The sequence below is a fragment of the Schaalia cardiffensis F0333 genome (genome assembly GCF_005886435.1).
Taxonomy (GTDB): Bacteria; Actinomycetota; Actinomycetes; order Actinomycetales; family Actinomycetaceae; genus Pauljensenia; species Pauljensenia cardiffensis.
In genome coordinates, this window is record NZ_CP040505.1 from 53804 (window position 1) to 77087 (window position 23284).

At 61.6% G+C, this 23284-nt stretch carries 16 protein-coding genes, 2 tRNA genes and 1 pseudogene; 8 read left to right on the forward strand and 11 right to left on the reverse strand.

The window, feature by feature from the left end:
- The first annotated feature begins 198 nt into the window (after positions 1 to 198).
- The 3 genes and pseudogenes from FFA61_RS00225 to FFA61_RS09660 all read left to right on the forward strand — a co-directional run.
- Positions 199 to 2079 (forward strand): ribonucleoside triphosphate reductase, encoded by a 1881-nt coding sequence (locus tag FFA61_RS00225; RefSeq protein ID WP_005962524.1) that lies wholly within the window; start codon positions 199 to 201, stop codon positions 2077 to 2079.
- A 23-nt stretch (positions 2080 to 2102) separates the two neighbouring features.
- A complete protein-coding gene (locus FFA61_RS00230; RefSeq protein ID WP_005962523.1) occupies positions 2103 to 2879 on the forward strand; it encodes an anaerobic ribonucleoside-triphosphate reductase activating protein in 777 nt (258 codons plus the stop codon).
- 704 nt (positions 2880 to 3583) lie between these two features.
- Positions 3584 to 3697: pseudogene (locus tag FFA61_RS09660) on the forward strand (variant leucine-rich repeat-containing protein); the annotation flags it as partial.
- Here FFA61_RS09660 and FFA61_RS00235 read toward each other — a convergent pair.
- Positions 3698 to 3964, reverse strand: a complete 267-nt coding sequence (locus tag FFA61_RS00235) for a hypothetical protein (RefSeq protein ID WP_131247197.1) — start codon at positions 3962 to 3964, stop codon at positions 3698 to 3700.
- A 753-nt stretch (positions 3965 to 4717) separates the two neighbouring features.
- On the opposite strand from FFA61_RS00235, the gene FFA61_RS00240 reads away from it, so the two are divergent.
- On the forward strand, positions 4718 to 5302 hold the full coding sequence (locus FFA61_RS00240; RefSeq protein ID WP_005962519.1) for a hypothetical protein: 585 nt from the start codon (positions 4718 to 4720) through the stop codon (positions 5300 to 5302).
- 247 nt (positions 5303 to 5549) lie between these two features.
- On the opposite strand, the gene FFA61_RS00245 is transcribed toward FFA61_RS00240, so the two are convergent.
- On the reverse strand, positions 5550 to 6695 hold the full coding sequence (locus FFA61_RS00245) for an acyl-CoA dehydrogenase family protein (RefSeq protein ID WP_005962518.1): 1146 nt from the start codon (positions 6693 to 6695) through the stop codon (positions 5550 to 5552).
- Positions 6696 to 6820: 125 nt separating this feature from the next.
- Here FFA61_RS00245 and FFA61_RS00250 point away from each other — a divergent pair, with 125 nt between their 5' ends.
- Positions 6821 to 7492, forward strand: a complete 672-nt coding sequence (locus tag FFA61_RS00250) for a LytR C-terminal domain-containing protein (protein ID WP_005962517.1) — start codon at positions 6821 to 6823, stop codon at positions 7490 to 7492.
- Between the two features lie 812 nt (positions 7493 to 8304).
- Here the strand turns inward: FFA61_RS00250 and FFA61_RS00255 are convergent.
- From FFA61_RS00255 to pgm, 6 genes are all read right to left on the reverse strand, one after another.
- Positions 8305 to 9693: an App1 family protein phosphatidate phosphatase gene (locus FFA61_RS00255; protein WP_005962516.1), complete on the reverse strand. Its 1389-nt coding sequence runs from the start codon at positions 9691 to 9693 to the stop codon at positions 8305 to 8307.
- Between the two features lie 75 nt (positions 9694 to 9768).
- Positions 9769 to 10986 (reverse strand): MFS transporter, encoded by a 1218-nt coding sequence (locus tag FFA61_RS00260; RefSeq protein WP_005962515.1) that lies wholly within the window; start codon positions 10984 to 10986, stop codon positions 9769 to 9771.
- Between the two features lie 337 nt (positions 10987 to 11323).
- On the reverse strand, positions 11324 to 11680 hold the full coding sequence (locus FFA61_RS00265; protein ID WP_131247195.1) for a DUF2283 domain-containing protein: 357 nt from the start codon (positions 11678 to 11680) through the stop codon (positions 11324 to 11326).
- Between the two features lie 26 nt (positions 11681 to 11706).
- Complete coding sequence (locus FFA61_RS09555; RefSeq protein WP_131247193.1) at positions 11707 to 11946, reverse strand: DUF4258 domain-containing protein; 240 nt, start codon at positions 11944 to 11946, stop codon at positions 11707 to 11709.
- Between the two features lie 6 nt (positions 11947 to 11952).
- Positions 11953 to 12351: a DUF6941 family protein gene (locus FFA61_RS00275; RefSeq protein WP_005962513.1), complete on the reverse strand. Its 399-nt coding sequence runs from the start codon at positions 12349 to 12351 to the stop codon at positions 11953 to 11955.
- 363 nt (positions 12352 to 12714) lie between these two features.
- Positions 12715 to 14385: a phosphoglucomutase (alpha-D-glucose-1,6-bisphosphate-dependent) gene (gene pgm / locus FFA61_RS00280; RefSeq protein ID WP_005962512.1), complete on the reverse strand. Its 1671-nt coding sequence runs from the start codon at positions 14383 to 14385 to the stop codon at positions 12715 to 12717.
- Positions 14386 to 14955: 570 nt separating this feature from the next.
- On the opposite strand from pgm, the gene FFA61_RS00285 reads away from it, so the two are divergent.
- The 3 genes from FFA61_RS00285 (at position 14956) to FFA61_RS00295 (ending at position 16956) form a co-directional block, all read left to right on the forward strand.
- Positions 14956 to 16296: an AGE family epimerase/isomerase gene (locus FFA61_RS00285; RefSeq protein WP_005962509.1), complete on the forward strand. Its 1341-nt coding sequence runs from the start codon at positions 14956 to 14958 to the stop codon at positions 16294 to 16296.
- A 368-nt stretch (positions 16297 to 16664) separates the two neighbouring features.
- A tRNA-Ser gene (locus tag FFA61_RS00290) sits at positions 16665 to 16754 on the forward strand.
- 114 nt (positions 16755 to 16868) lie between these two features.
- Positions 16869 to 16956: transfer RNA gene (locus tag FFA61_RS00295), tRNA-Ser, on the forward strand.
- Between the two features lie 162 nt (positions 16957 to 17118).
- On the opposite strand, the gene FFA61_RS00300 is transcribed toward FFA61_RS00295, so the two are convergent.
- From FFA61_RS00300 to FFA61_RS09560, 3 genes are all read right to left on the reverse strand, one after another.
- Positions 17119 to 18285: an IS1249 family transposase gene (locus tag FFA61_RS00300; protein WP_131247423.1), complete on the reverse strand. Its 1167-nt coding sequence runs from the start codon at positions 18283 to 18285 to the stop codon at positions 17119 to 17121.
- Positions 18286 to 19182: 897 nt separating this feature from the next.
- On the reverse strand, positions 19183 to 19779 hold the full coding sequence (recR, locus tag FFA61_RS00305; protein WP_005962507.1) for a recombination mediator RecR: 597 nt from the start codon (positions 19777 to 19779) through the stop codon (positions 19183 to 19185).
- Positions 19780 to 19782: 3 nt separating this feature from the next.
- The gene (locus tag FFA61_RS09560) at positions 19783 to 23268 is read right to left on the reverse strand and encodes a DNA polymerase III subunit gamma and tau (protein ID WP_005962506.1); all 3486 of its coding nucleotides are present in this window, start codon (positions 23266 to 23268) and stop codon (positions 19783 to 19785) included.
- Between the last annotated feature and the right edge of the window lie 16 nt (positions 23269 to 23284).

The window sequence follows — 23284 nt, forward strand, 5'->3', positions numbered from 1 at the left end:
GCTATGCCGACGCGTTCTTTGAGAACTTGAAATTCCCTAGATGTGCTGGTGTTGTATCGACTTGGGCACAATATGTAGTACCGTAGGCGATGTTCCCAAATGCGCCCCACACTCTTGGACTCATCCTGAAACAACACTGTTCCTCGGATGCAGGGGCGCCTTCCGCGCGAAAGCGCAACGACCTGAGAGGTGTCCACCATGGATCAGCCCACCCCGGACAACGCCGCCCGGTATGACGTCGATGCCATCGCCACCGTCGAGGAGTACCTCGACCGCTCTGACTGGCGAGTCAACGCGAACGCGAACCAGGGCTACTCTCTTGGCGGACTGATCCTCAACACCGCCGGCAAAGTCGTTGCGAACTACTGGCTTGAACGGGTCTACACCCCGCAGATCGGCGAGGCTCACCGCCGCGGCGACTACCACATCCACGACCTGGACATGTTCGCCGGCTACTGCGCGGGCTGGTCCCTCAAGCGACTGATCCAGGAGGGCTTCAACGGCGTTCCCGGCGCAATCGCCTCCGCACCTCCCGCCCACTTCTCCTCCGCGTGCGGCCAGATCGTCAACTTCCTCGGCACCCTCCAAAACGAGTGGGCCGGCGCTCAAGCCTTCTCCTCCTTCGACACCTACATGGCGCCCTTCGTGCGTCTGGACAACATGTCCTACAAGCAGATCGTCCAGAACATGCAAGAGCTCATCTACAACCTCAACGTCCCCTCACGCTGGGGCAGCCAATGCCCCTTCACGAACCTCACCTTCGACTGGACGTGCCCGGACGACCTGCGAGACGAGTACCCCCTCATCGCTGACGAGGTTTGCGACTTCACCTACGGCGAACTCCAGCACGAAATGGACCTCATCAACAAGGCATTCATCGAGGTCATGACCCACGGCGACGCGGACGGTCGGGTCTTCACCTTCCCGATCCCGACCTACAACATCACGCCGGACTTCAACTGGGACAGTGAGAACACGGACCTCCTTTTTGACATGACCGCGAAGTATGGGCTGCCCTACTTCCAGAACTTCATCAACTCCGATCTCGACCCGCATATGATCCGCTCTATGTGCTGCCGCCTTCAGCTCGACCTGCGTGAACTCCTTAAGCGCGGCAACGGCCTCTTCGGCTCGGCTGAACTCACCGGCTCCATCGGCGTCGTCACGATGAACATGGCACGACTCGGCTACCGTTTCGCAGGCGACGAGGACGCCCTCGTCACTGAACTCGACCGGCTCATCGACCTCGCTTCCGATTCCCTCGAGCGCAAGCGCGAAACGATCCAATTCCACATGGACCACGGGCTCTTCCCCTACTCGAAGCGCTACCTGGGCCACCTCGACAACCACTTCTCCACCATCGGCGTCAATGGCATGAACGAAATGGTCCGCAACTTCACGCATGACGAGTACGACCTGACCGACCCACGCGGCTTCGACATGTGCGTGCGCATCCTCGACCACGTGCGTGAACGCATGGTGGAACTCCAGGAAAAGACCGGCCACCTCTACAACCTCGAAGCAACCCCAGCTGAGGGCACGACATACCGTTTCGCGAAAGAGGACCGCAAACGCTACCCCGGCATCCTCCAGGCAGGAACCGAAGAGCAGCCCTATTACACGAACTCCTCTCAGCTGCCTGTCGGCTACACCGACGACCCCTTCCAGGCTCTTGAGGATCAGGAAGTCCTTCAGGGCAAGTACACGGGAGGCACGGTCCTGCACCTCTACATGGGGGAGCGCATGAGCTCGGGAGCGGCCTGTAAGGAAATGGTGAAGCGCTCGCTGACCGCCTTCAAACTCCCGTACATCACGATCACACCGACCTTCTCGATCTGTCCGGTCCACGGTTACCTCGCCGGTGAACACTTCGAATGCCCGAAGTGCCAGGAAGCGCACCCCGAGCGTGAACCCCAGGCCTGCGAGGTCTGGACCCGGGTCATGGGGTACTTCCGCCCCGTCCAGTCCTTCAACATCGGCAAGAAGGGCGAATACGCGGAACGCCAGATGTTCTCCGAGGAAGCGGCTGGTCAGCACGGTGAACTGGTGTCCGCCTTCCCGCCGGTCGACCAGCGCTGAAAAGCGAGGTCGAATCACTCATCATGAGCGAATCGAGTGAAGCTGGGGCCCGGGCCGAGCAGGCTGGGGCCCCGCTCCGCATCGGAGGATTCACCCCCGATGATCTGCAGATCGCCGGACTCGTTCCCCTATCGACCGTGGACTGGCCAGGACGATTCGTGGCCTCGGTCTTCTGCCAGGGATGCCCCTGGAGGTGCCCGTACTGCCAGAACTCGGCGATCCTGGATCCGAAGATCCCCGGTGTGGTTGCGTGGAGCGCCGTGGAAGATCTGCTGTCGCGTCGGCACGGACTTCTCGATGGGGTCGTTTTCTCCGGCGGGGAGGCGACGCGCCAACTCGCCCTCCTTCCCGCGATGCGCAGAGTGAAGGAACTCGGCTTCCACGTTGGACTGCACACCGCGGGCGCCTATCCGAAGCGACTGGAGACGATCCTGGAAGAGGGCCTCGTCGACTGGGTGGGGATCGACGTGAAGGCAATGCCGGAGAACTACGAGCAGGTGTCGGGCAGAGCCGGTGCGGCTGAGAAGGCTTGGGCCTCCCTCGATCTCGTTCTTGCTCATCCCGAAGTTGCGCACGAGGTCCGACTCACCGTCTATCCGGGTGGCCCCTTCGATGGGCTCGAAGTCGCCCGAGAACTCAAAGAGCGTGGAGTGAGGGCTTTCGCCTTGCAGCAGGCTCGGGCTTTCGGAGCCCCGGAAGGCTTCGAGGCGAAGGGGGCGGGCTGGGACGATCAGGTCGCGGCGCTCGCGCGTGATTGCACAGCCCTGGGCTTCGACAGTTTCGAGTTCCGTCCCGACTGATCTGGCAAGACGCCTCGAAGTGTAGACGTAGTTCGTGGTCTTTCCGTCGGATTCTGCGTCGCCCCTTCGGATGCTGTGAACGTTTCTGATGCTTCGAAGGTGTCGGACGCTTCGAGAAAGTTCGTGGTCCGTCAGAGACGGACGGCTATCTCGAGTTGACGCACGCGCTTTTGTCGCCGGGTTCGCGCATTCTTCACATGTCGCTGCACTCGCCCGATGCGTAGACGTGGGGCCCTGTTAATAGTGAACCTCCTTGATTTCAGCGATATCCGCCAGGATGTGCAGGCGTGGCTCTCTGGTTCGCGTGTGCATGTTTCCTGAGCTGTGGGGCTTGGGTTTTCTCTCGCAGCATCCGTTCTGGCCCGCACGTGCATGCCTCTAAGCGCGTAGAGCTGATCCCCCGTGCACCGGGAGGCTTTGGCCCACGCGTACGCCACTGACCTGTGGGCCCGGGGGAGTGTCCTCGTCAGCATCCGTTCTGGCCCGCACGTGCATGCCTCTGAGTTCAGTCGCCCACGACAATGCGGAATCGGGGACGGCTCTAGCGCGCGGGCGCATGCCACTGACCTGCGCACAGCCCCCGCCTCCTCGTCAATGAGCATGTGTGTTGTGCAGACAAGACCGAGAAGGAGCCGCCCGCAGCTAGAGTGGAGGGGCGACACCCCTTTGGAGGACTGATGGAAAGCCCGATGACCCTCGCTGAAATGGAAGGCCTCGTCGTCGATCCCACGACATCGGCTGAACAGCTCAGACTCATCGCCTACTTCGCGCCGGATCTGCGCGCCCAAGTCATTCGTCACCCGAAGGTGTATCCGGGGCTACTCGACTGGTTGGAGGACATAGGGGACCCTGAGATCGTTGCGCTGGTCGGTGAACGCCGTAGAGCAGACTCTGGTGAACCCCTCAGGCCTGCCGCCGTGTCCGTCGATGCTGAGGCAACGGCCATCATTCCCATTCAGGATCTTCCCCAAGACGAGGACGTGGCCGTGGACCGGCGGTCCATCTTCCCGGCCGTCGCTTCTCAGAGGCCCGAGTCGGACAACACTCCCCAGAAGAGCAGCGTTCCCGATGCGGGGCCTACTCATCCGGGGCCAGGCGACGCGCTTGCGGATCTTGAACTCACTTATCCGCGGCCCGCTCCCATGACCCCCGAGTCTGCGCTTCCTGTTCGAGGGCCAGATCCCGTCACGCCTGATTCTGTTCTGGTCTACCCAAATCATCCCGAAGTGGTGCCCAATCCGTCTGCAGTGCCGACTCCGCCTGCCACGCCCACGGGGCCGGATTCGACGCTGAGCTATCCTCCTGTCCACCCTCCCACACCGAATCCAGGTCTTGCCTACCCCCCTGTCGGCCTTCCTGCACAGAATCCAGGGGTGGCCCATCCCCCTGTTGGCCCTGCTGCACCTGTTCATTCAGGTCCCACCGATGTGCCCTCAGGCCCTGAGCTCACTTATCCGCAGCGTGCTCCCATGCTGCCCGATCCGACGCTCAGCTATCCGTCTGCTGCGTCCAGGGGGCCGGATTCGACGCTGAGCTATCCTCCTGTGCGCCCTCCCACACTGAATCCAGGTCTTGCCTATCCCCCTGTCGGCCTTCCTGCACAGAATCCAGGGGTGGCGCATCCTCCTGTTGGCCCTGCCGCGCCGAATTCAGGGCCTGCCCATCCCCCTGTCGGTCCCACAGCGTCCACTCGTGCCCAGACCTATCCGCCAACGCTTCGTACACAAGCTCCTTCTGCTTCACCGTCTCCTGCCTTTGCGCCTAGCTCCGCCATAGCGTCTTTCCCCGAGTTCAGCACTCCCCCTCAAAAGAAAGCTGCGTCCCGCGATAGGAAAACCATGTGGATCCTGATCGGACTTGTTGTGGCTCTGCTCGCGATCCTCGGTTTTATCTTCTTTGACTTCTCCAGTGGCGAAGGAGATTCCACCTCCCCAAACTCTACGGATTCTCAAACAAATCAGACACAGCCCACGGCACCTGAAGCTGAGAACAAACCTCAACAGCCCGATACCGCCCAGAGCACTATCGTTTTCCCGGCTCCGGCCACCGCGAAGACCATGCCCGGATTCTCCTCACCTTCGGGCAACATTGTCTGTTTCTTGTCGGATGATCAGGCCACTTGCAAGATCGCCCAGAACTCCTGGGAGGGCACCGCATATCAGACCTGCCGAGGAGATGAGGGCGTCGGAGTCCTCTCCCTCAAGGGGAACCGTGCGGAGGCATCCTGTGTCGCCCTGGACCTCGCGCAGGCACCGGTGCTTGCTTACGGCGAGTACGCGAAGAATGGGCAGATCGCCTGTACCTCCACGATGGACGGCATCTCGTGTTGGAACCAGGTCAATGGCAAGTCCTTCGCCCTCGCGAGGGGCGGTTGGATGACTTCCTCCCAAGGTGAGATCACACCCGACGCTTTCACCTGGTGAAGCTCCCTGCCTGGGCACAAGTCGGACAATGGCACCCCCGCTGGAGTGCGCGCACCATCCGCGACGAGACTGAAGAGTCTTTGATCAGGGAAAACAAAACCGTCAAACGGTGCTTGACGCAGCCATTGTCCGATTTGTGTCCAGAGGGCGAGTAAAGGCAGGGGTCGCCCAGCGCGGGGAGGCAAGGCAGGGAGTGTCCAGAGGGCGAGTAAAGGCAGGGACCACCAAACACCAGGACAATCCAGGACTATTCGGTGACGGGTCCGAGGACCACCTTCGCCCACGCACCGTGCAACGACTCTTGGTCGCTGGGCTGGAACAGCCCAGCCAGAACATCCCGGTAAAGGCGAGAAAGCTCGTGTCCGTTGTAATAGGCGCCTCCGCCGCAGGCCCGGATCGACTGCTCAACCGCACGCAGACTCGCCTCCGCAGCAGCATTCTTCACAGCAGACAGCTGCGGCATCCAGATCGGACCCCGATCTACGCCCCCTTCGATGTCTCGGGCGAGTTCGCGGATCTGCGGGCCGACGGCATTCATGGTGATGGCGGCCTCGGCGATCCTCCAACGGATATCAGGATCATTGGCGTACACGCTCTGGTTCTTCACGGAGCGACGGGTCTTGACGTGCTCAGCCGCAACCTCGATCGCGCGTTCCCCAATGCCCATGTAGGTTGCGGCGAGAAGAATCTCGAAGTGCGAGAAGATGCCGAAGACGACCGGGTCTTTCGAGGGGCCGGGCTCACAGCGGGTGAGGATGTGATCCTCGGGCGCGTATGCGCCTTCGAGGATCGTCGTATTCGACTGGGTGGCGCGCATACCCAGGGTGTTCCAATCGTCCTTGATTGAAAAGCCCCCGTCCTCGCGCTTGAGAATCGCGAATACCGAGCGTGGCCCGTCTTCCCCCGAATCATCGCGGCCGAAGGTCATCAGGCGCGTCCACACCGGAGCGAGGGAGGTGAAGACCTTAACTCCTTCGAAGGAATAGCCGCCCTCAGAGTCGGGTAGGGCCTCCGTGATGGAGCCGAAGAGGACGAGGTCGTTGCCAGGTTCAGAAATACCGAAACCGTAGAGCTCACCGGCAACGGCGTCGCGCAAAATGATCTCACCACGAGGGTTCCCATTACGAAGGAGATGGCGCCCCAGGCCGACAATGATCTGGTGCATGTTGATGCCCAGGGCGGTGCCCGGAGCCGCTTTCGCGAGGCGAGTCTGCTCGGCCGCGATCTCCTCCAGGCTCAGTCCTGCGCCTCCGTACTCTTCCGGCACGAAAGCTGAGAGGTACCCCGCTTCTCGAAGATCCTTGAGGTCATCCACGGGGAACTCATTTGCGAGGTCGTGAGCGCCAGCGCGCTCGTGAATGCGCGTGAGAAGATCGTTGCTCAGGAAACCCATGCTGGTCCTTTCAATGAAGTTCGACGGATGGGCCAACGCTAGCGCGCCAGGTCAAGGAGTGCCCGAGATGGGTGCAGGATGTGTCGCACTCCCGGTGTTGACTCCGGGTGAAGTAGGTTGGTCTTGTGACTTCGTATCCCCTCACTCCGCGTCAGCGTTTCCTCAAGCAAAGGCAGCGCCGACAGAACATCGTCTTCGCTTCCACTGGAGCTGTGATGCTCGCCCTCGCGCTGATCAGTCTCCTCGTTTTGACTGGGCTGATTCCTGTGCCTTTCGCGAATGACTTCTCCAAGGGCACGAAGTACGCGACCCCGGGGACGATCCCGTGTCCGGCCGAGGGCGCAACTCCTGTTGATCCCTCGACGATTCAGGTGCGAGTCCTCAATACGACTTCGCGTCAGGGCTTGGCCAGTGAGGCGACGACTCTGCTCGTCAATGCCGGTTATGAGCCTCTCGAGCCGAGCAATGCCAGCCCTGAATACGCTGGAGTGGTGCAGATCGACGTTGGCCCGGCCGCAGTGGATGAGGCGTATACGGTTGCTCGTTTCTTCCCGAAGTCGAAGGTCGTTCTCAGTGAGTCGACTGATAAGACGGTGACGGTCCTCTTGGGGACTTTCTACGATTCTTCCTCCGTTTCCGATGAGGTTGGCCGTATCGCAGAATCGAAGGACCCCTTGAAGGGGCCTTCGGGGTGTCTTCCCCTTTCGGAGGAGAGTCTGAAGAAGGCCGAGCAGGCGGCTGCGCAATCAGGTTCTGTGGAAGGACAGTCGGACGCCGATTCGCAATCGGAGAACTGAAGTTCGAACTGCGAGTTGAAAACCACGGCAGGGGATCGGGCTGCTTGCGGCTTTGAGCTCTCAACTTGCTCGAGGGGTGTTGAGGACAGTTGCGGACTTTGAGCTTCCCCGGCTGCTTGGAGACCTGAATAGGGTTGAGCTGTTGTACAGGGAGTGTTGAAAGGGAAACACGCTGCCCGGAGGCGTTCCCAGGGTGGAGCAGAGTTCTTCGCGCGCTGGAGACGAGGTGTTCACCGGGTCAGGCTGCAGTGTCCATGTCGGCCAACGAGGCATCACTAGGGGCAGTGCCCTAATTCCATGTCCACCGACGAGGTGTTCACTGGGGCAGGAGGCAGAGTCCATGTCAGCTCAGGAGGTATTCACGGGGACAAGCTGCAGATTCTGTGTCCTCCCGTGAGGCGTCAGCAGGCGGAGAAAAAGCGTTCCCCTGGGGTGGAGAAGTGTTCTCAGAAGAACCGGGGTCCCTAAGAACCGGGGTCCTCAAAAAGGGGTCTCTAAGAACAAGGTTCCCCAATAACGCTCCCTCATTGTCAGGGCCCTCAGAAAACGGAGCAGAAGAAGCATCCCCGTTGCCGGTGCACAAAGGATCGGTAGTCAGGGTCCGCAGAAAACGGGGCAGGGGAAGCAAGGCGGGGGAAACACCACAGCGGGGAAAGCAGAGCATGGATGCCGGGGAATCGCTTTCGAGGAGCACCTTTGAGCAGCGCCTCCTTCAATCCGAAAGATCCCCTTCGAGAAGCGCCTCTTTCGAGCCGAGGAGTCCCCTTCGAGCAGTCCTTTACCGTGCAGCCTTCAGCCCCGCACCCTTCATTTCAAGGCCTCTCATTCCGGGAGATCCCACCCTCGTGGATCTCCTTGACGAGGGCGTCCCCATCTGAACCGAACCACACTGGAATCCTGCGGGGAACGGTCCATAGGGCATCGGGAACAAGAGCCTCAAAGGTGCCGTGCGAGAGGAATTGTTCGATCTCGGAAAGCGAACGAATCGCGATCCCCGCAACATTGAGTGGGAACTCGCGGGCGAACTCGGCATAGATTTCAGGGTCGTGCTGCCCATCATCGCCCACGAGGAACCACTTCATTGTCGGGAACATACGGGCGAGCCGACGCAATTCACGCCGCTTATGCTCGGGGCCAGAACGGAACCAACCGGTGTTCGATGGTCCAAAATCCGTCATGAGGAATCCGCCGCGCGGGTAGCCGAGGCGTTGCAGGAAATCGCGCAGGGTGGGCACGACATTCCACGCTCCGGTCGACAGGTAGATGACGGGAGCACCGAAGGCAGGCGCATGTTCAGTGGCTACAGCGCGTCCGCGAGCTCCCCTCCGGGCGAGGCAGCGAAGAAAGTTCGCCATTCCGGGCACGGCTTCGCGCGCGGAGACGCGGTCGACGAAGGAGTGTTTCGCTGCGACGAGGGGACGCGGCAGCATTGTCACCATGACGGTGTCGTCAATGTCTGAGACGACACCGATCCGTTCCTCGTCGCCGACAATGCGCAGCGCGACGGACACTGGTGTCCCCGCGCGCACCCTGCCGACACGATGAGTCGCAGGGGACTGATAGTCACAGGGCTCATGCGGGCAGGGCTTGTCCGCGCGAGGTCCAGGAGTGCAGGCCTTGTCCGGCCAGATCTCGCCAGGGAGGGGCCCACCCAAGCAAGGCTCAAGCGCGAAGACCCCATTTGAGACCTTGTCGCCGGGGAGAGGCTCTTCTAGGGGGCGCTCCTTGACAAGGCCCTTCTTCGTAGGGGCCGAGTAGAGGGCATCGCCCTCGTGAAGACCAGCAGCGCGCACATCGCCCTCGTGAAGAACCTGCATCCACGCGCTGTGCCACCCCGCCGCAAGACCGTGTCCTGAAACGGACAGGTCGATATAGCCGCCCCGATCTGCGAAGGCGATGCGCTTTTGATCCCCAACGGTGACGAGGACGGGCTGGCGGGGGACTTGCGCGTCGAAGAATTGACGCCACCCGCGCCGTTGCGCCAGCCAGGAGCGTTCATCACCGGAGCGCTCCATGATGACGCGGCCGAGGACGCGCGCGCGGTGAGTGGAGCCGTGGCCGCCGAAGCCAACGATCCCCGGGTGAAAACCCCATTCACTCAGGAATCTGGAGAGCGCTTTCGAACCCGCTTCCCCAAACGACGAACTCAGGGTGAGAAGCAGGGACGGTGACTCATCGTCAATGAGCGGTCTGGCGAACATGGGCCTCCTAGCAGGACACGCCTATTCTGCCCGAATTTGCGATGAAGAGAAGACAGGGCCCCTCATGCACGGGCCTTATTCTTCAATCCTGGGGTGCAGCGAGGTGGTCGCCCGACGCAGGGAAGGAAGGCCGAGGACCATGATCGCAACCATCACCCAGGCTGCGCCCACCATGACGAAGTAGCCGGAGCGGGCCCCACCGGCATCAATCACAGGGCCCGCCATGGCCGAGCCGAGGGACAAGCCAATATTGAGAGAGGTACCAACCCAGGTCAGGCCCTCAGTGAGGCGCTCAGGTGCGACGATCCTCGCGATCACAGTGTTGACATTCGTCATTGTCGGCGCGCAGGTGATCCCCGTCAGGGTCATGACGAGCGCCATGACGGGAATCGAATGGGCCAAGAGATAGGTCGAGGTGCCGATCGCCAGAAGCACGACGCCGAAGGCGAAGAGACTCCACAGTGGCTGCGTCCACCTGCGCGAGCCGTACCACAGGCCCGCGAGCAGTGACCCGATGGAGAAAAATGCGAGGAGAACGCCCGACATGGAGGGGACGCCGAGGGCGGCGGCGAAAGCGACGACAGCGACATCGTTCGCACCGAACATGGATCCCATTGCGATGTAGGTGAGGACCATGACGACCACAGCGGGATTACGTAGAACCGACTGGCGACGCTCTCCTTCGGCTTTGGGGCGGGGAGCGGGTTCGGATGCGCTCTGCGAGAAGAACCAGAATCCTCCGATCCCGAGGAATAGGCAGATGAGGACGAGGCCGACACCGGGGTGGAAGAGGGTACCGAGGACCGTTGAAAGGACAGGGCCGAGGATATAGACGAACTCGTCAATGGCGGACTCGAGAGCGAAGGCGGTCGTCAGGCCTTTGGGCTGGTCTTTCAGTGCGTTCGTCCATCGGGCTCGCACGAAGGCTCCGGGAGCTCCCCACGTTGCGCCCGCAATAACAGTGATGAGAGCTACGAGGACGGGGGAGGCGTGCATGATCGCCGCAAGGAGGAAAGCGACGTTCGCCGCGACCTCGATTGTGAGGAGCGGACCCATGACCTTGCGCTGGCCCAAACGATCGACGTAGCGGGCGATGATGGGAGCGCAGAGTGCAGTCGCGATGACGTTGAGGGCTGCCATGAGGCCCGCGAGAGAGTAGTTCCCGTAGCTTGCTTTGATGAGCAGAACGATGGAGATGGAGGTCATCGACATCGGTAGGCGCAGGATCAGTCCGGCGAGGGAGAATTTCCAAGAGCCGTCGAGTTTCAAGACGTCGAGATAGGGGCCGAGCACCCGTTGATCCTATCGACCAGCAAGTGCGAAAACCTCACTCCTTCGTGTCAGATCGCGCACCCGCAGCTCGGCTGAGCTTGAGCGCCTCCCCGCCTTGTCGAGACTCTGCCGATCCTCAGTTGGTGACCGTGGAGCCGCTCAAAACGAGCTGCTGTTGGCTATGACGGTGTTGGCGCAGTCTTTAGTGGTAACGAGGGTTAGGTGGTGTGTCCCTGTGCAGAAGTCTCCATGTAGTACTTGCTGTGCGGTACGCGACCACCCTCATCATCGGAGGTGACGTGATCGCAGGATCCGCGATCCCTGTGGCCTCCGAGACTGCCCTCGGCGGACTGTCGCACTAATGCTGTGCAAGCCGGGAGGTGTTCTTCTGCATGGTGATGGTCTGACCGTGGCCAATCACCGGGTCTGCCACGACGGTGAACAGAGGAGTCTTGGTGACGCTAGGCAAAAGGTGAGCGATCATCGCCGCTCTCTTCTCACGGATATGAAACTGTCGACACAAGTCACTCAGCGGAATATCCCGATCCAGGTCGAGAATCTCAATTCCGACAACCTCGTCCATATCATCCAGATCAACGAACAGACACATATCGTCGTCAAAGGGTTCTGTGCGTGCGACGGTCGCATCCGACAGACGGATGTAGCACGCTCGCGCCGTCCAATCCAGCTCGACCTTGATCGTCTGTGCGTTCATGCCCTCCACCCTAGTGTCTGAGAAAGTCATTTTCGCCAGCAAGTGACCACTACGACGCCGTCAGTCTCGTCCGGAGGCCAGGATACAACGACGCACACTCGGCTTCCGTCAGCATGTACATACCCCTCGAAGAGCATTCTGTCGCCATTAGCTGCCGGTCTCGACAAGGAGTAGTCGTTCAGAACCTCAAGGAGTTCTTGCTCGCTGATCTGCCGTTCGGCCGCTCTTCGACGACCGTGATAGCTGATGCGTTTAATCCGAGGCATGGGCGTTTAGAGAGAAACGGCCTCAAACTTGAGGACGCGGTCCACTCCCTCAGTCTCGAGGATGTCAACCTCAATCACGTAGGTTCCTAATTCCATGAGGGGAAGACTGAACTGTAGTGCAAACATTGCTCCGCGTTTGCCTTCTCCATACTCGGGTAAGTTCTTCAGGTCGGAAATCCTCAAGGTTCCATCCAACTGATAGCTCTGCTGCGGAACTGTGGCTCTGATGGCGAGATTGAGTTCATCAATATCCGTCGATACCCGAACTCGACCGGCAACACTGAGCATGATTTGGCTGGGTATCTCGCGCACTACCATGCGAGTGAAGCTCGCTCCTACTGCGGTCAGCTTTGATTCCTGAATCGCAGCGTAATCAGCCAGGAACGCGTAATCCAGTTCAATCACGTTTCGAATCTAACACGCCCACGTAACCCTCGAAGGGATACTTACCTTCGGGGCGCGACAAAGACCGCCTTCCAGTCATCACAGCCCTCCTTAAACTCGGGCGCCATGAACTCAGACGCGAGCGGCTCGAGGGTGACCATTACTGCTCTGCTTAAACCCGCGCGCCACACCTTCCAGAACTACAGATCCCGAGCTGCCGCTACGCCCTCATCGGTGAATAAGCGTATTTCCATGGGCATGGAAGGGGACATCCCCCACCCTCCGCTCCGCGTGAGTGTAGGTGTTCGAAGACTTGGCCTCGTCCTCGTCGATCGTGACGAGGACGGGGCCGAAAAGTCGGGGGACACCCCAGATCAGCGTGTCTTAGCCGAGGGCGTCGGAGACGACCTTCTTCGCTTCCTCCTGGACTTCGGCGAGGTGCTCGGCGCCCTTGAAGGACTCGGCGTAGATCTTGTACACGTCCTCGGTGCCCGAGGGGCGTGCAGCGAACCACGCATTCTCGGTCGTGACCTTCAAGCCGCCGATCGCAGCGTCATTCCCAGGCGCGCGGACCAGGCGAGCAGTGATCGGCTCCCCTGCGAGCTCAGTCGCGGTCACGTCCTCGGGTGAGAGAGCGGCGAGCTTCGCCTTCTGCTCGCGGTTCGCGGGGGCGTCGATGCGCGCATAAGCGGAGGCGCCGAAACGCTCAACCAGTTCAGCATGCAACTGCGAGGGGGTCTTGCCGGTGACCGCGAGGATCTCCGAGGCGAGCAGCGCGAGGATGATGCCGTCCTTGTCCGTCGACCACACGGTGCCGTCCTTACGCAGGAAGGAGGCTCCCGCGGACTCTTCGCCGCCGAAACCGACGGAGCCGTCGAGCAGACCGGGAACGAAATACTTGAAGCCAACGGGGACCTCGATGAGCTTGCGGCCCATTGAGGCGACAACGCGGTCGATGAGGGCGGAGGAGACGAGGGTCTTGCCGACCGCAGCATCGTCCTTCCATCCCGGGCGATGCTGGAACAGATAGTCGATCGCGACCGCGAGGTAGTGGTTCGGGTTCATGAGACCGTCGGGCGTCACGATCCCGTGACGATCCGAGTCGGCGTCGTTGCCGGTCGCAATGTCGTAGGGGGTGTTGCCGTTCTCGTCCGGTGTCATGGCGCGACGCAGGGAAGCCATGGCATTCGGGGAAGAGCAGTCCATGCGGATCTTGCCGTCCCAGTCGAGCGTCATGAAAGGCCAGGCCGGATCCACAACGGGGTTCACGACCGTGAGTTCGAGGCCGTAGCGTTCCGCGATCGCCGCCCAATAGTCGACGGAGGCTCCACCGAGGGGGTCTGCGCCGATGCGGACCCCGGCCTCGCGAATCGCATCTATGTCGATGACCTGGTCAAGCTGATCGACGTAGTAGGTGAGGTAGTCGAACTTCTCCAAGTGCTCGTCTTCGAAGAGCGGCGCGCCGATGATGCGCGGAATCTTGCGCCAGCCCTCCTCGAGGATCTCGTTGGCGCGGTTCGCGATCCATCCGGTCGCGTCCGTGTCGGCAGGTCCGCCGTGAGGCGGGTTGTACTTGAAGCCGCCGTCGCGTGGGGGATTGTGCGAGGGGGTGACGACGATACCGTCGGCGAGACCAGGCCCGGAGGTTCGCAGCGCCTGCGGGGCTCCATTTGCGCCGAGGATCGCCACGGACACGGCGGGGGTCGGGGTGTAGGAGGAGTGCGAGTCGATCTTCACACTCACTCCCGCAGCAGCAAGAACCTCGAGGGCGGTGCGCCAGGCGGGCTCGGACAGTGCGTGGGTGTCACGGCCGATGAAGAGCGGGCCGTCAATGCCCTGGCTCGCTCGGTACTCGACGATCGCTGCGGTGATCGCGACGATGTGTGCTTCGTTGAACTTGCCGTCGAGCGAGGATCCGCGGTGTCCGGAAGTTCCGAAGGAGACGCGCTGGTCGATGATGCTCGGGTCGGGTTCGATGTCGTAATAGGCGGACAGGACCTCTTCGACGTTGATGAGGTCTTCGGGAAGGGCAAGTGTGCCAGCTCTCTCATGCATGCCCACAGTGTTTCACTTTGGGTGCTTTCGCGGAAGGGATTCTCGAAGTCCGGCTTTGCTCTTGTGAAGCAATGGCTCCGTTTGCGCGAAGCGGGCCCATCGTCGAAGACATCTGATCCGTCGAGCATGAAAATGGCTCCGTTTTCGCGAAGCGGGCCCGTTCTTCGTTTGACTCGTCGTCCGTGATTCGGCATTTCTTGAGCTGGGTGTGCTTGGTTCGGCTTTCTCGAGTGTGGTGTCCATTGCGCGGCCTTTTCGGGTGTGGTGTCAGTGGCGCGTCGTTCTCGGGCGCTACCTCCGCGCCGCCGTCCTCGTCTTCCGTCTTTCTTGGGCGCGGCCTCGGCCTCGTCTCCTGTTCTGCTTTGACTGTCCCTTCGCAGACTCTCCTTCCGCGCCCCCGTCCTCCGTGGGTGCTACCTTCGCGGGTTCTCCTTCCGCTCCCCTCGTTCTCTTTGGCGTCATCGAGGCGATGATCTTGGCCAATGGTCATATGAGATGGCGAAATATGCCGCTACGCTGTGTTAGGCCGGTCACTCACGGTGCAACGATGATGATGCGAAGGAGGCTCTCGTGGGGTGGTTTGACTCCGTTGAGCACAACAGATGGCTATCGACGCAAATGCAAGCGCTGATCGCCGAAGCAGAAGGAGCGATCGTCCCCACGGGTTTCGCTCATCTCACCGAAGAGGGCGAACCGGATCCTGAACGAGGCATCGACCTCGCCGTCACCGGGCGCATGCTTTACGTCTTCTCCCTCGGCGTCCTCATGGGGCTGCCCGGAACGCGGCGCTACGCGGACCACGCACTCAAGAGCATCGGCACCTACTTCAAAGACCCAGTCAATGGGGGCTTGTGGATTTCCATCAAACCCGAGCCGGACGAGGACGGTCACGGCATCCCCTGGGATGAGGAGGGGCGCTCGAAGTCCCAGTACCACAATGCTTATGTGATCCTCGGCCTCGCTGCGGCGACGGTCGCGAACCGTCAGGGAGCCTACGAGCTTCTCAACGATGCCCTTCACGATCAGGAGCGTCATTGGATCGAGCCGAATGGGCTTGTGCGAGACCAATACGATGAGGCTTTCACTCAGGCCTTGCCTCTGCGCACTCTGGGGACCCTTTTGCACACGGCCGAGGCGTACCTGGCGGCAGCGGAGGCGACGACCGACCCCGTGTGGATCGACCGGGCCGAGCAGATGGCGGCCTTCGCAAATAAGATCGCTTCTGAGAAGAGCTCTCGCCTTCCCGAGTACTACGACGATGAGTGGAAGCCCCTAGGCGAAGAACCCGCAGGGTACGTGGACGGGCGACGCATCTATCACGGGTACGTGACTGGGCACGCCATGCAGTGGTCGCGCATCATGCTGCAGCTGCGCGCCGCTTTGCGTTCACTTGGCCGACCCCAGCCCGATTACCTCATGGAGTGCGCTGTCGACCTGTTTGAGCGAGCTCGCGTCGATGGGTGGCGCCGTAACAATGGGGAACCCGGTTTTTCCACTTCAGTCGACTGTGAGGGCAGCCCCGTCACGGGCGAGGACGAACACCAACAGTGGGTCGTGTGCGAAGGGATCTGCGCGACCGTCGCAATTCGTCGTGCGATGCTTGACGATGGTGCCACACCCGGCGAAATCGAACACTTCGAGCACTGCTACCGTTCCTTCCTCGACTATGTGAACGACTATTTGATTCTCAAGCCCGGCCGGTGGCTGCGCAGTCTCGACGCGAATAACAAGAGGTACGCGACTCTGAAGTGCTCGCCCTGGGATGTTTACCACTCCATCCAGACGACGCTCGCCGTGCGGGTGCCCCTGTGGCCACCCTACGCTTCGGCGCTGTCGCGAGACCTGCTCGATAAGCCGAAGGAAGCGCCCTCGGACAAGAAGTCGTGGAACAGTTTCTTCCGTCGCCACTGATTCTCTGCCCTGCCTCTTTTCCTCAGTGAGGTTCTTGGCGAGCTACGAGGCGCGGTGCGGGTCCTTCCCGTGTAGGAGCCTCGACTTGCCCCACGTGTGAAGCTCGCTGTGGACTCTTCCTGCGTACGAGGTTCGGTGCGGCTTCTTCTGTGGGTGCGCGCTGTGGTGCCGAGAGTCCCGAGGACGAAAGCACGACCAGGGTTTTCCTCAGGTGTGAGATGTGGTGCGACGCGAGTTTTCTTCAAGCTGATAACTGGGCGTGGCGGGTGCTTGTAGCTGAGTGCGGCGTGTGAGTGCCGTCTGTCGTGACAGACACAACGGACGGTGCTCTGCCTGAGTGGTGTCAGTCGGGTAAGATCAACGAGTCTGGAGGGCTGACCGAGTGGCCGAAGGTGGCGGTCTTGAAAACCGCTGTGTCAGCAATGGCACCGGGGGTTCGAATCCCTCGCCCTCCGCCAGGCCGATTTCGTCGGGAGCTCTTGCTCTTCGAGCCAGGCTCCGGCTGAGCCCTGTGTGGTGTTGGGGTCCACGATTTCAACGCTCGGGGTTCATGCTTTAGGCTTGTCGGTACTGGAGACGTGCCTGAGCGGCCGAAAGGGGCTCCCTGCTAAGGAGTTAATCGTGTTGCGCGATTCAGGGGTTCGAATCCCCTCGTCTCCGCGGAATAAACCCCGGGATCGTGAAGATCCCGGGGTTTTTCGCTTCCCGCGCTCGAGCCTTGGGTAGTTGGCTAGAGCCTTGGGTAGTTGACTCGGGCTTTGGGTAGTTGACTCGGGGGTTACCGGCAGGAAAGTGTGGCATCGCTCGGGCGTGTCGTGGGGGTTATGTGCGTCCGGCCCAGCCTTTTCGGGTGTGGAAGCCGGTGTCGGGGCTGTAGGCGTTGTCGTAGTGTGTGGGCCCGTCTGGCCGGGGTTGTTGTTTGTGTGTTGTGGGGATGATCGTGTGGGGTTGCCTGGCGTGTTTGTCCCATTCGGCGAGCACTGTGGCGGCGTTGATGGGGTGTTGGTGGTGGGCGAGGAACCAGTGAATTGCGGTGATTTGGCGAGTCGTGTTCCAGCCTGCATGGGCGCGCAGTAGGGCGCGGATTTGAGCGTTGAGGGATTCGATGGGGTTGGTGGTGGATGCGAGGTTTGGTCGGCCAGGGTCGGTGAGGAATGTGAAGAGCTGTTTGTTCTTGAGGAGGCGTTCGAGCCGGTAGTACACGCGCCTGTCGCGTTCGTGGGTGTACCACCATTTCTTGCCTGTGGCTGCTGCCTTTTCGGGGTCTTGGGACGCGTAGGTGCGTTCTTTGAGGTAGTGGGCGTATTCGGTGTGGAAGGCGGCGAGCAGGCTCGCCCAGTGTGCGGCTTCATCCATGGTGGTGACGCGCAAGAGGGAATGGGACAGGCCTTTGAGGGCTTTCCCGGCGGGCGTGTGGGGGTTGTGGGTCAGGTCCACGGTGTTGTTGCGGTGGACATGCACGAGGCAGCGTTGGACCGGTTGGTCTGGTCCCCACAGGGTGCGGATCGCTGCCAGGGCGCCGCCTGCCCCGTCGGTAGTGATGATGCCCGGTGGGGGAAGTGGGCTGAGGAGCTGGGTGTAGGCCGTAGCGTTTTCTCGTCCGGCGGTAACCCAGTTCAACGGTGTGCGCCCGTCGGTGGCGATGAGGATGACCCAGGAGTGGGAAAGGAAGATCCCGTCAATGAACACCTGGTCATGAATGACGCCGTCCATGACTGGGAGGGGTGGTGGGACTTGCCAACACCACGAGGTGCGCTGGCGGAAGGATCGGCCGGTGAGTGTGCCGTCGCGTTCGGCTTGGCTGGTCTTGCCGGTCGCGTAGTTGATGAATGCTTCCAGGTCGTGGCGGCGAGTTACGTCAGGGCGCTTGAGAACTGTCGAGAATGAGCAGTTCCGGCAACGCCACCGGGGCGTACGAGAAGACGTTTTCCCGTTCGCGTTCATCGGCGCTCGGCAGATCGGGCACTTGGGGCGCTTGTCAACACTCACCCGCTCATATAGGCCCCACCCCTATGGGGAACGCGACTTTACGCGGTCAGATCAACGAAAAGTCCGGGTCGATGCCACACTTCCTTGCCGGTATCCCTGACTCGGGCTTTGGGTAGTTGGCTCGGGCCTTGGGGCGATGACTTGAGCCTTGGGGCGATGAGGGGATACCGGGATCCGGGCCAGACTGTGCGGCATCCTCGGGCGTGTCGGTAACCCCGCTTGGGGTTAGGAGGGGAGCGGCTTGCCTGCGGGCGAGGAGGTGTCCGGGTTCTTGACCGACAGCACCCCAAAACTACTGAAGACCCCTCTCAAAGGACCCCAAACATGATTTCGGTGCTAGCGAGCACCCCCAAGTCCTGCCGAAACGGCAATTGGGGTGGCTGAGCACCTTTCAATTTTTCGTTTGGATGCCCCCTCAACATGATTTCGGTGCTAGCGAGCACTCCCAAGTCCTGCCGAAACGGCAATTGGGGTGGCTGAGCACCTTTCAATTTTTCGTTTGGATGCCCCTCAACATGATGTCGATGCTGCCAGTCACCCCTAAGCCTTGCCGAAAGCGCATTTGGGGTAGCTGGACAGGGGCACCGCGAGAATGCATGGCATTCCCGGGTGTGTCGCTTGGGGTTTTGGGAGCGGGAGGATTCTACGCGGCCTGTGTGCCGCGCTAATGAGGCTCAGGGCTCGCTTCGCGAGGAGGCGCGGTGGCGGCGGTTGTGGTGAGCTCCTTGTGACTGGCCTCCACAGGGGCTGAAGGATACCCGCTGGCTTGCTCTGAAGGGGATGTGGAGGATAGCGGCTGTGCGGCTTCCACAGGGTGAGGACTACCGGCTGTACGGCTTCCACAGGGCCTGAGCGATATCGGCAGGGATGTCGACAAAAGCTGTGTTTGTGGCGCTCTTAGGCCATGGAGCGGCGGCCTTCGAGGGCACGCCCCAGGGTGATCGAGTCGGCGTACTCCAAGTCTCCGCCCATGGGTAGGCCCATCGCGAGTCTCGAGGTCGTAATGCCGATCGTGGCGAGAGTGCGCGCCAAGTACGCTGCGGTGGCTTCGCCCTCCACGTTCGGGTTGGTCGCAATGATGACTTCGGTGATGCGATCGTCTTGCAGGCGGGTGAGGAGCTGACGGATGCGGAGCTGATCGGGGCCGATGCCGTGAATCGGGTCGATGACTCCGCCGAGCACGTGGTAGCGCCCGTGGAATACTCGTGAGCCTTCGATTGCCTGGATGTCTTTCGGTTCTTGGACGACGCACAGCGTTGTCGGATCACGCCGGGGGTCTCGGCAGATTGAGCAGGCTTCTTCCTCGGTGAGGTTTCCGCAGATCTCGCAGTGGTGAACGCGTTTGCGAACCGCTTGGATCGCGTCGACGAGTCGAGCGACTTCGTCCGGTTCAGAATCGAGAACGTGCATCGCCATGCGCTGCGCGGACTTCGGGCCGATGCCGGGGAGGCGTCCGAACTCGTCGATGAGATCTTGAAGAGCTCCTTCGTACACGGCTCAGCGGCTCCCCTCGTCGTAGATCTCCTCGATGACTGTACCCCCGAGGATATCGAGGACTGCGGGCACACCGAAATGCGTGCTCACTTCCACGTCCTCATCATCCAGTGAGGGTGAATCGTCGAGTGCGGGTGACGAGGTCGGGGCTTGCGGCGATGCTTCGGATGGGCGGGGACCTGAGGTGTTGTCGAAGCCGCTTATCGAGGTCGAGGGGGAGTCTGCCGAGGTCGAGGGGGAGTCGTCGAAGGAAACGCCGGTGGGTGTGGTGTGGTATTCGCTCCATCCGGACATTGGGGCTTGTGCGGGAGAAGAGTGCGGCTCCCAGGGCGTCGAAGGTCCGGGACCCCAGGTAGATGGAGCTTCCTCATTGGGCTCCCACGAAGTGGAGGGTTCGGGGGTCCACGGTGTGGAAGGTTCGGGGGTCCCGGGGACGGAGGGTTCGGAGCCCCAGGGCGTGCCAGGATCGGGGCTCCAGGGTGCTGAGGTGTCTGGGGTCCACCCCGAATCGTCTTGAGTTGTGCTGCCACCAGGCGCAGCAACAGGGCCCCAGGCATCCGCTTCAGATTCCGTCGTGGGCGCGGAATATGAGGCTGCTGGGGAATCTGGTGCGGATGCGTGTTCCTGGGAGTGTTCCTCAGGTGAGGGCGTCGAAGCGGAATCGAAGGCGGTCGGAGTGTTGTCCGGGGCGGGCTCATCGTAGGTGAAGACCGAGATGGCTCTCCGCTTCGGGCCATTCGTGTAGCCGACGTGAGCCTTAGAGGCCGCGGGCGTGGCCGCGGGGGCATGGTGCGGCGAGGCAGGGGCGGCCGAGCTGGAAGGCCCCGAGACGGGGGAATCCGAAGCTGGGGAGCTCGCAGCGGAAGGCTCCGAGATGGGGGAGCTTGAGACGGCGGATTCCACAGCAGGAGAGTCCGAGGCAGAAGGCTCTGCGAAAGAAGCGCTGATCTGAGCAGGATCGGGAGAGACGGGCTCAGGAGCCGCAGTCAAAGGATCCCTCGTCTCAGCGTCGCTAAGGGGTGCAAAGCCAGACTCGGCAGGTTCCGGGACGGATTCGGGGGCGGGGCTATGAAGGCGCTTGGCGGTGTCGTCTTGGGGTGAGTCTTCTCCGGCATCAAGGGGATAGGAGGCGGTGGGGGTCCGATCACCTTCAGCGACGGGAGCCTCATCAGGCTCAAAAGGGGGCGGCTCCGAAACCCAGCCGCTCTGTCCCTGGGGTGCAGGCGCAGAAGTCTGTTCTTGAGTTCCGCGCGCTGAATCCTGCTCCTGGATCGCGCGCGCAGAGGTCTGATCCTGGGGTGCTCGCTCAAAAGCGTCTCTTTGGGAGGCGTGATCGGAAGTGGGTGAGGAAGGGACAGCGGAAGCATGTGTGGAGGATGAGGCGATTGCCGGCTCAGTGCCGACTTGCCAGGTTTGGGCGCTTACCGTCACACGTATCCCAGTAACCTCAAAAATGGCGTCCGAAAGAGCTGTCACGCGGTCCTCGCGAGAGAACTGCGAGACGAAGCCCGCATGTTGGAAGAGCAGAACGAGCTCGGAGCCGTGCACGGGACCGAGCTGAGCATTTTCGGAGACAAGGGTTCCCACGAATCTGCTGATGGACCCGAGGCGGGAGAGGACCTCATTCCAGCGTTCACGGATCGTGTCTGCTCCCTGGTCGCTGTGAGGAAGAGTTGTCCCAGGCGGCACCTCAAGGGGTGCGCTCGGTGGCGCGGGGGTGTTCTCTTGATCGAAGCCTGTGGGGGTCGAGGTATCGGGGCCCTGGGTTTGCGGTGCGGCTGCCGGGTGTTCGGGCTCTTGAGCGGAGCGAGCACGGGAGGGGTGAGCCGTGGTTTCGTTCGGGTTGTGAGTGTGAGTCTGAGCATCGCTGACGGGGGCTGCGACCTCGGGCCAGTCGCTATTCGCGCTATCCGAGGGAGAATCGTTCGCAGGAAGCCAGGAGGGACCATCGGGCGCGTCGGCAGCAGTGCTTGCGCCAGTAATCCCATGCGCGCCGGGGTCCCTGCTTGCGTCGGGAGTGCCAGGCGCGTCGGCAGCAGCGCTTGCGCCGGGGACGGCTGCCTCCGGCCAGTGTGTTGCAGCGGCGGGACTGTTCGCTGGGGCGGCACGTCCACTCTCTGGGCTTGGTCTGCCAGGGGCGGCAGGGCTGACGTGCTGAGCCGAGCCTTCGCGCTCGCGAGCAGCATGAGGCTCACCTGCAGGGCTGCGCTCACCTGCAGCACTGCGCTCACTCATTCCGGCTCGCTCACTCGCGCGACTGCGCCGTGAGCGTTCCAGTGCTTCCCGGGCTTCACGAGCCCCGAAGCGCCCCTGAGGGCCATTCTCTTGAGACCCATCAGCTGAAGAAGCTAAATCGGCGGCGCCTTCGAGCGGCTGGGCGCTCGGAGGAGCCGGGGGAAGGAGGATACGGCCGATGAGGAGCTCGAGTTGGAGTCTCGGTGAGGTTGCGCCAACCATTTGGCGCAATGCCTCATCGGCGAGGTCGGCGGCCCGAGACAGGCCATGCGCCCCCCAATTCGCCCCCTGGCGGCGCATGCGCTCGAACTGGTCTGCGGGCACATCCGAGAGGACGTCCCCGGCTTTCTCGCCTGCGATTGCAATGATGAGAAGATCGCGCAGCCGCTGTAGGAGGTCCTCGACGAAACGGCGTGGGTCATGACCGGACTCGACCATTCTTTCGATCACGCGATATGCGTCGGCCCCATTCCCGCTGGCGAGGGCGTCAATAGAGTCATCCAAAAGGGCGGTGTCCGTGTAGCCGAGGAGAGCGACAGCGGTCTCATAGGAGAGCTCATTGTCGATAGAACCTGCCATGAGTTGGTCTAACACGGAAAGAGTGTCGCGAACGGAGCCTCCGCCGCTGCGCATCACCATCGGTAAAACGCCCTGAGCGATGTGCACATGCTCTTCCTGGGCGAGTTTGTGCAGGTAGGGGCCCAGAACATCCGGAGGGACCAAACGGAAGGGGTAGTGGTGGGTGCGTGAACGGATCGTGCCGATCACTCGCTCGGGTTCGGTCGTCGCGAAGACGAATTTCACGTGCTCGGGAGGTTCTTCCACCAGCTTGAGCAAAGCGTTGAAGCCCTGGTTCGTCACCATATGGGCCTCATCAATGATGAAGATCTTGTACTTATCGCGCACCGGAGCGAAAGTCGCTTTTTCGCGCAGCTCACGGGCATCATCGACACCACCATGCGAGGCCGCGTCGATCTCGACCACGTCGAGTGAGCCGGCGCCACCTGTTGCCAACTCGCGGCAGGAATCGCAAGAACCGCAAGGAGTGTCCGTCGGACCCTTCGCGCAGTTCAAACAACGCGCGAGGATGCGGGCCGAGGTCGTTTTCCCACAGCCCCGAGGTCCGGAGAAGAGATAGGCGTGTGTCACCTTGTTCGCGCGCAGAGCAGCCCGAAGCGGCCCGGTCACGTGATCCTGGCCGATGACATCGGCAAAGGTGTCGGGACGGTAGCGGCGATACAGTGCAGTGGTCACTGGATTACCCTACGTG

Coding starts and splice junctions, on each gene's coding strand:
- FFA61_RS00225 (WP_005962524.1), top strand. CDS start 199: ATGGATCAGCCCACCCCGGACAACGCCGCCCGGTATGACGTCGATGCC.
- FFA61_RS00230 (WP_005962523.1), top strand. CDS start 2,103: ATGAGCGAATCGAGTGAAGCTGGGGCCCGGGCCGAGCAGGCTGGGGCC.
- FFA61_RS00235 (WP_131247197.1), bottom strand. CDS start 3,964: ATGAGTAGGCCCCGCATCGGGAACGCTGCTCTTCTGGGGAGTGTTGTC.
- FFA61_RS00240 (WP_005962519.1), top strand. CDS start 4,718: ATGTGGATCCTGATCGGACTTGTTGTGGCTCTGCTCGCGATCCTCGGT.
- FFA61_RS00245 (WP_005962518.1), bottom strand. CDS start 6,695: ATGGGTTTCCTGAGCAACGATCTTCTCACGCGCATTCACGAGCGCGCT.
- FFA61_RS00255 (WP_005962516.1), bottom strand. CDS start 9,693: ATGTTCGCCAGACCGCTCATTGACGATGAGTCACCGTCCCTGCTTCTC.
- FFA61_RS00265 (WP_131247195.1), bottom strand. CDS start 11,680: ATGAACGCACAGACGATCAAGGTCGAGCTGGATTGGACGGCGCGAGCG.
- FFA61_RS09555 (WP_131247193.1), bottom strand. CDS start 11,946: ATGCCTCGGATTAAACGCATCAGCTATCACGGTCGTCGAAGAGCGGCC.
- pgm (WP_005962512.1), bottom strand. CDS start 14,385: ATGCATGAGAGAGCTGGCACACTTGCCCTTCCCGAAGACCTCATCAAC.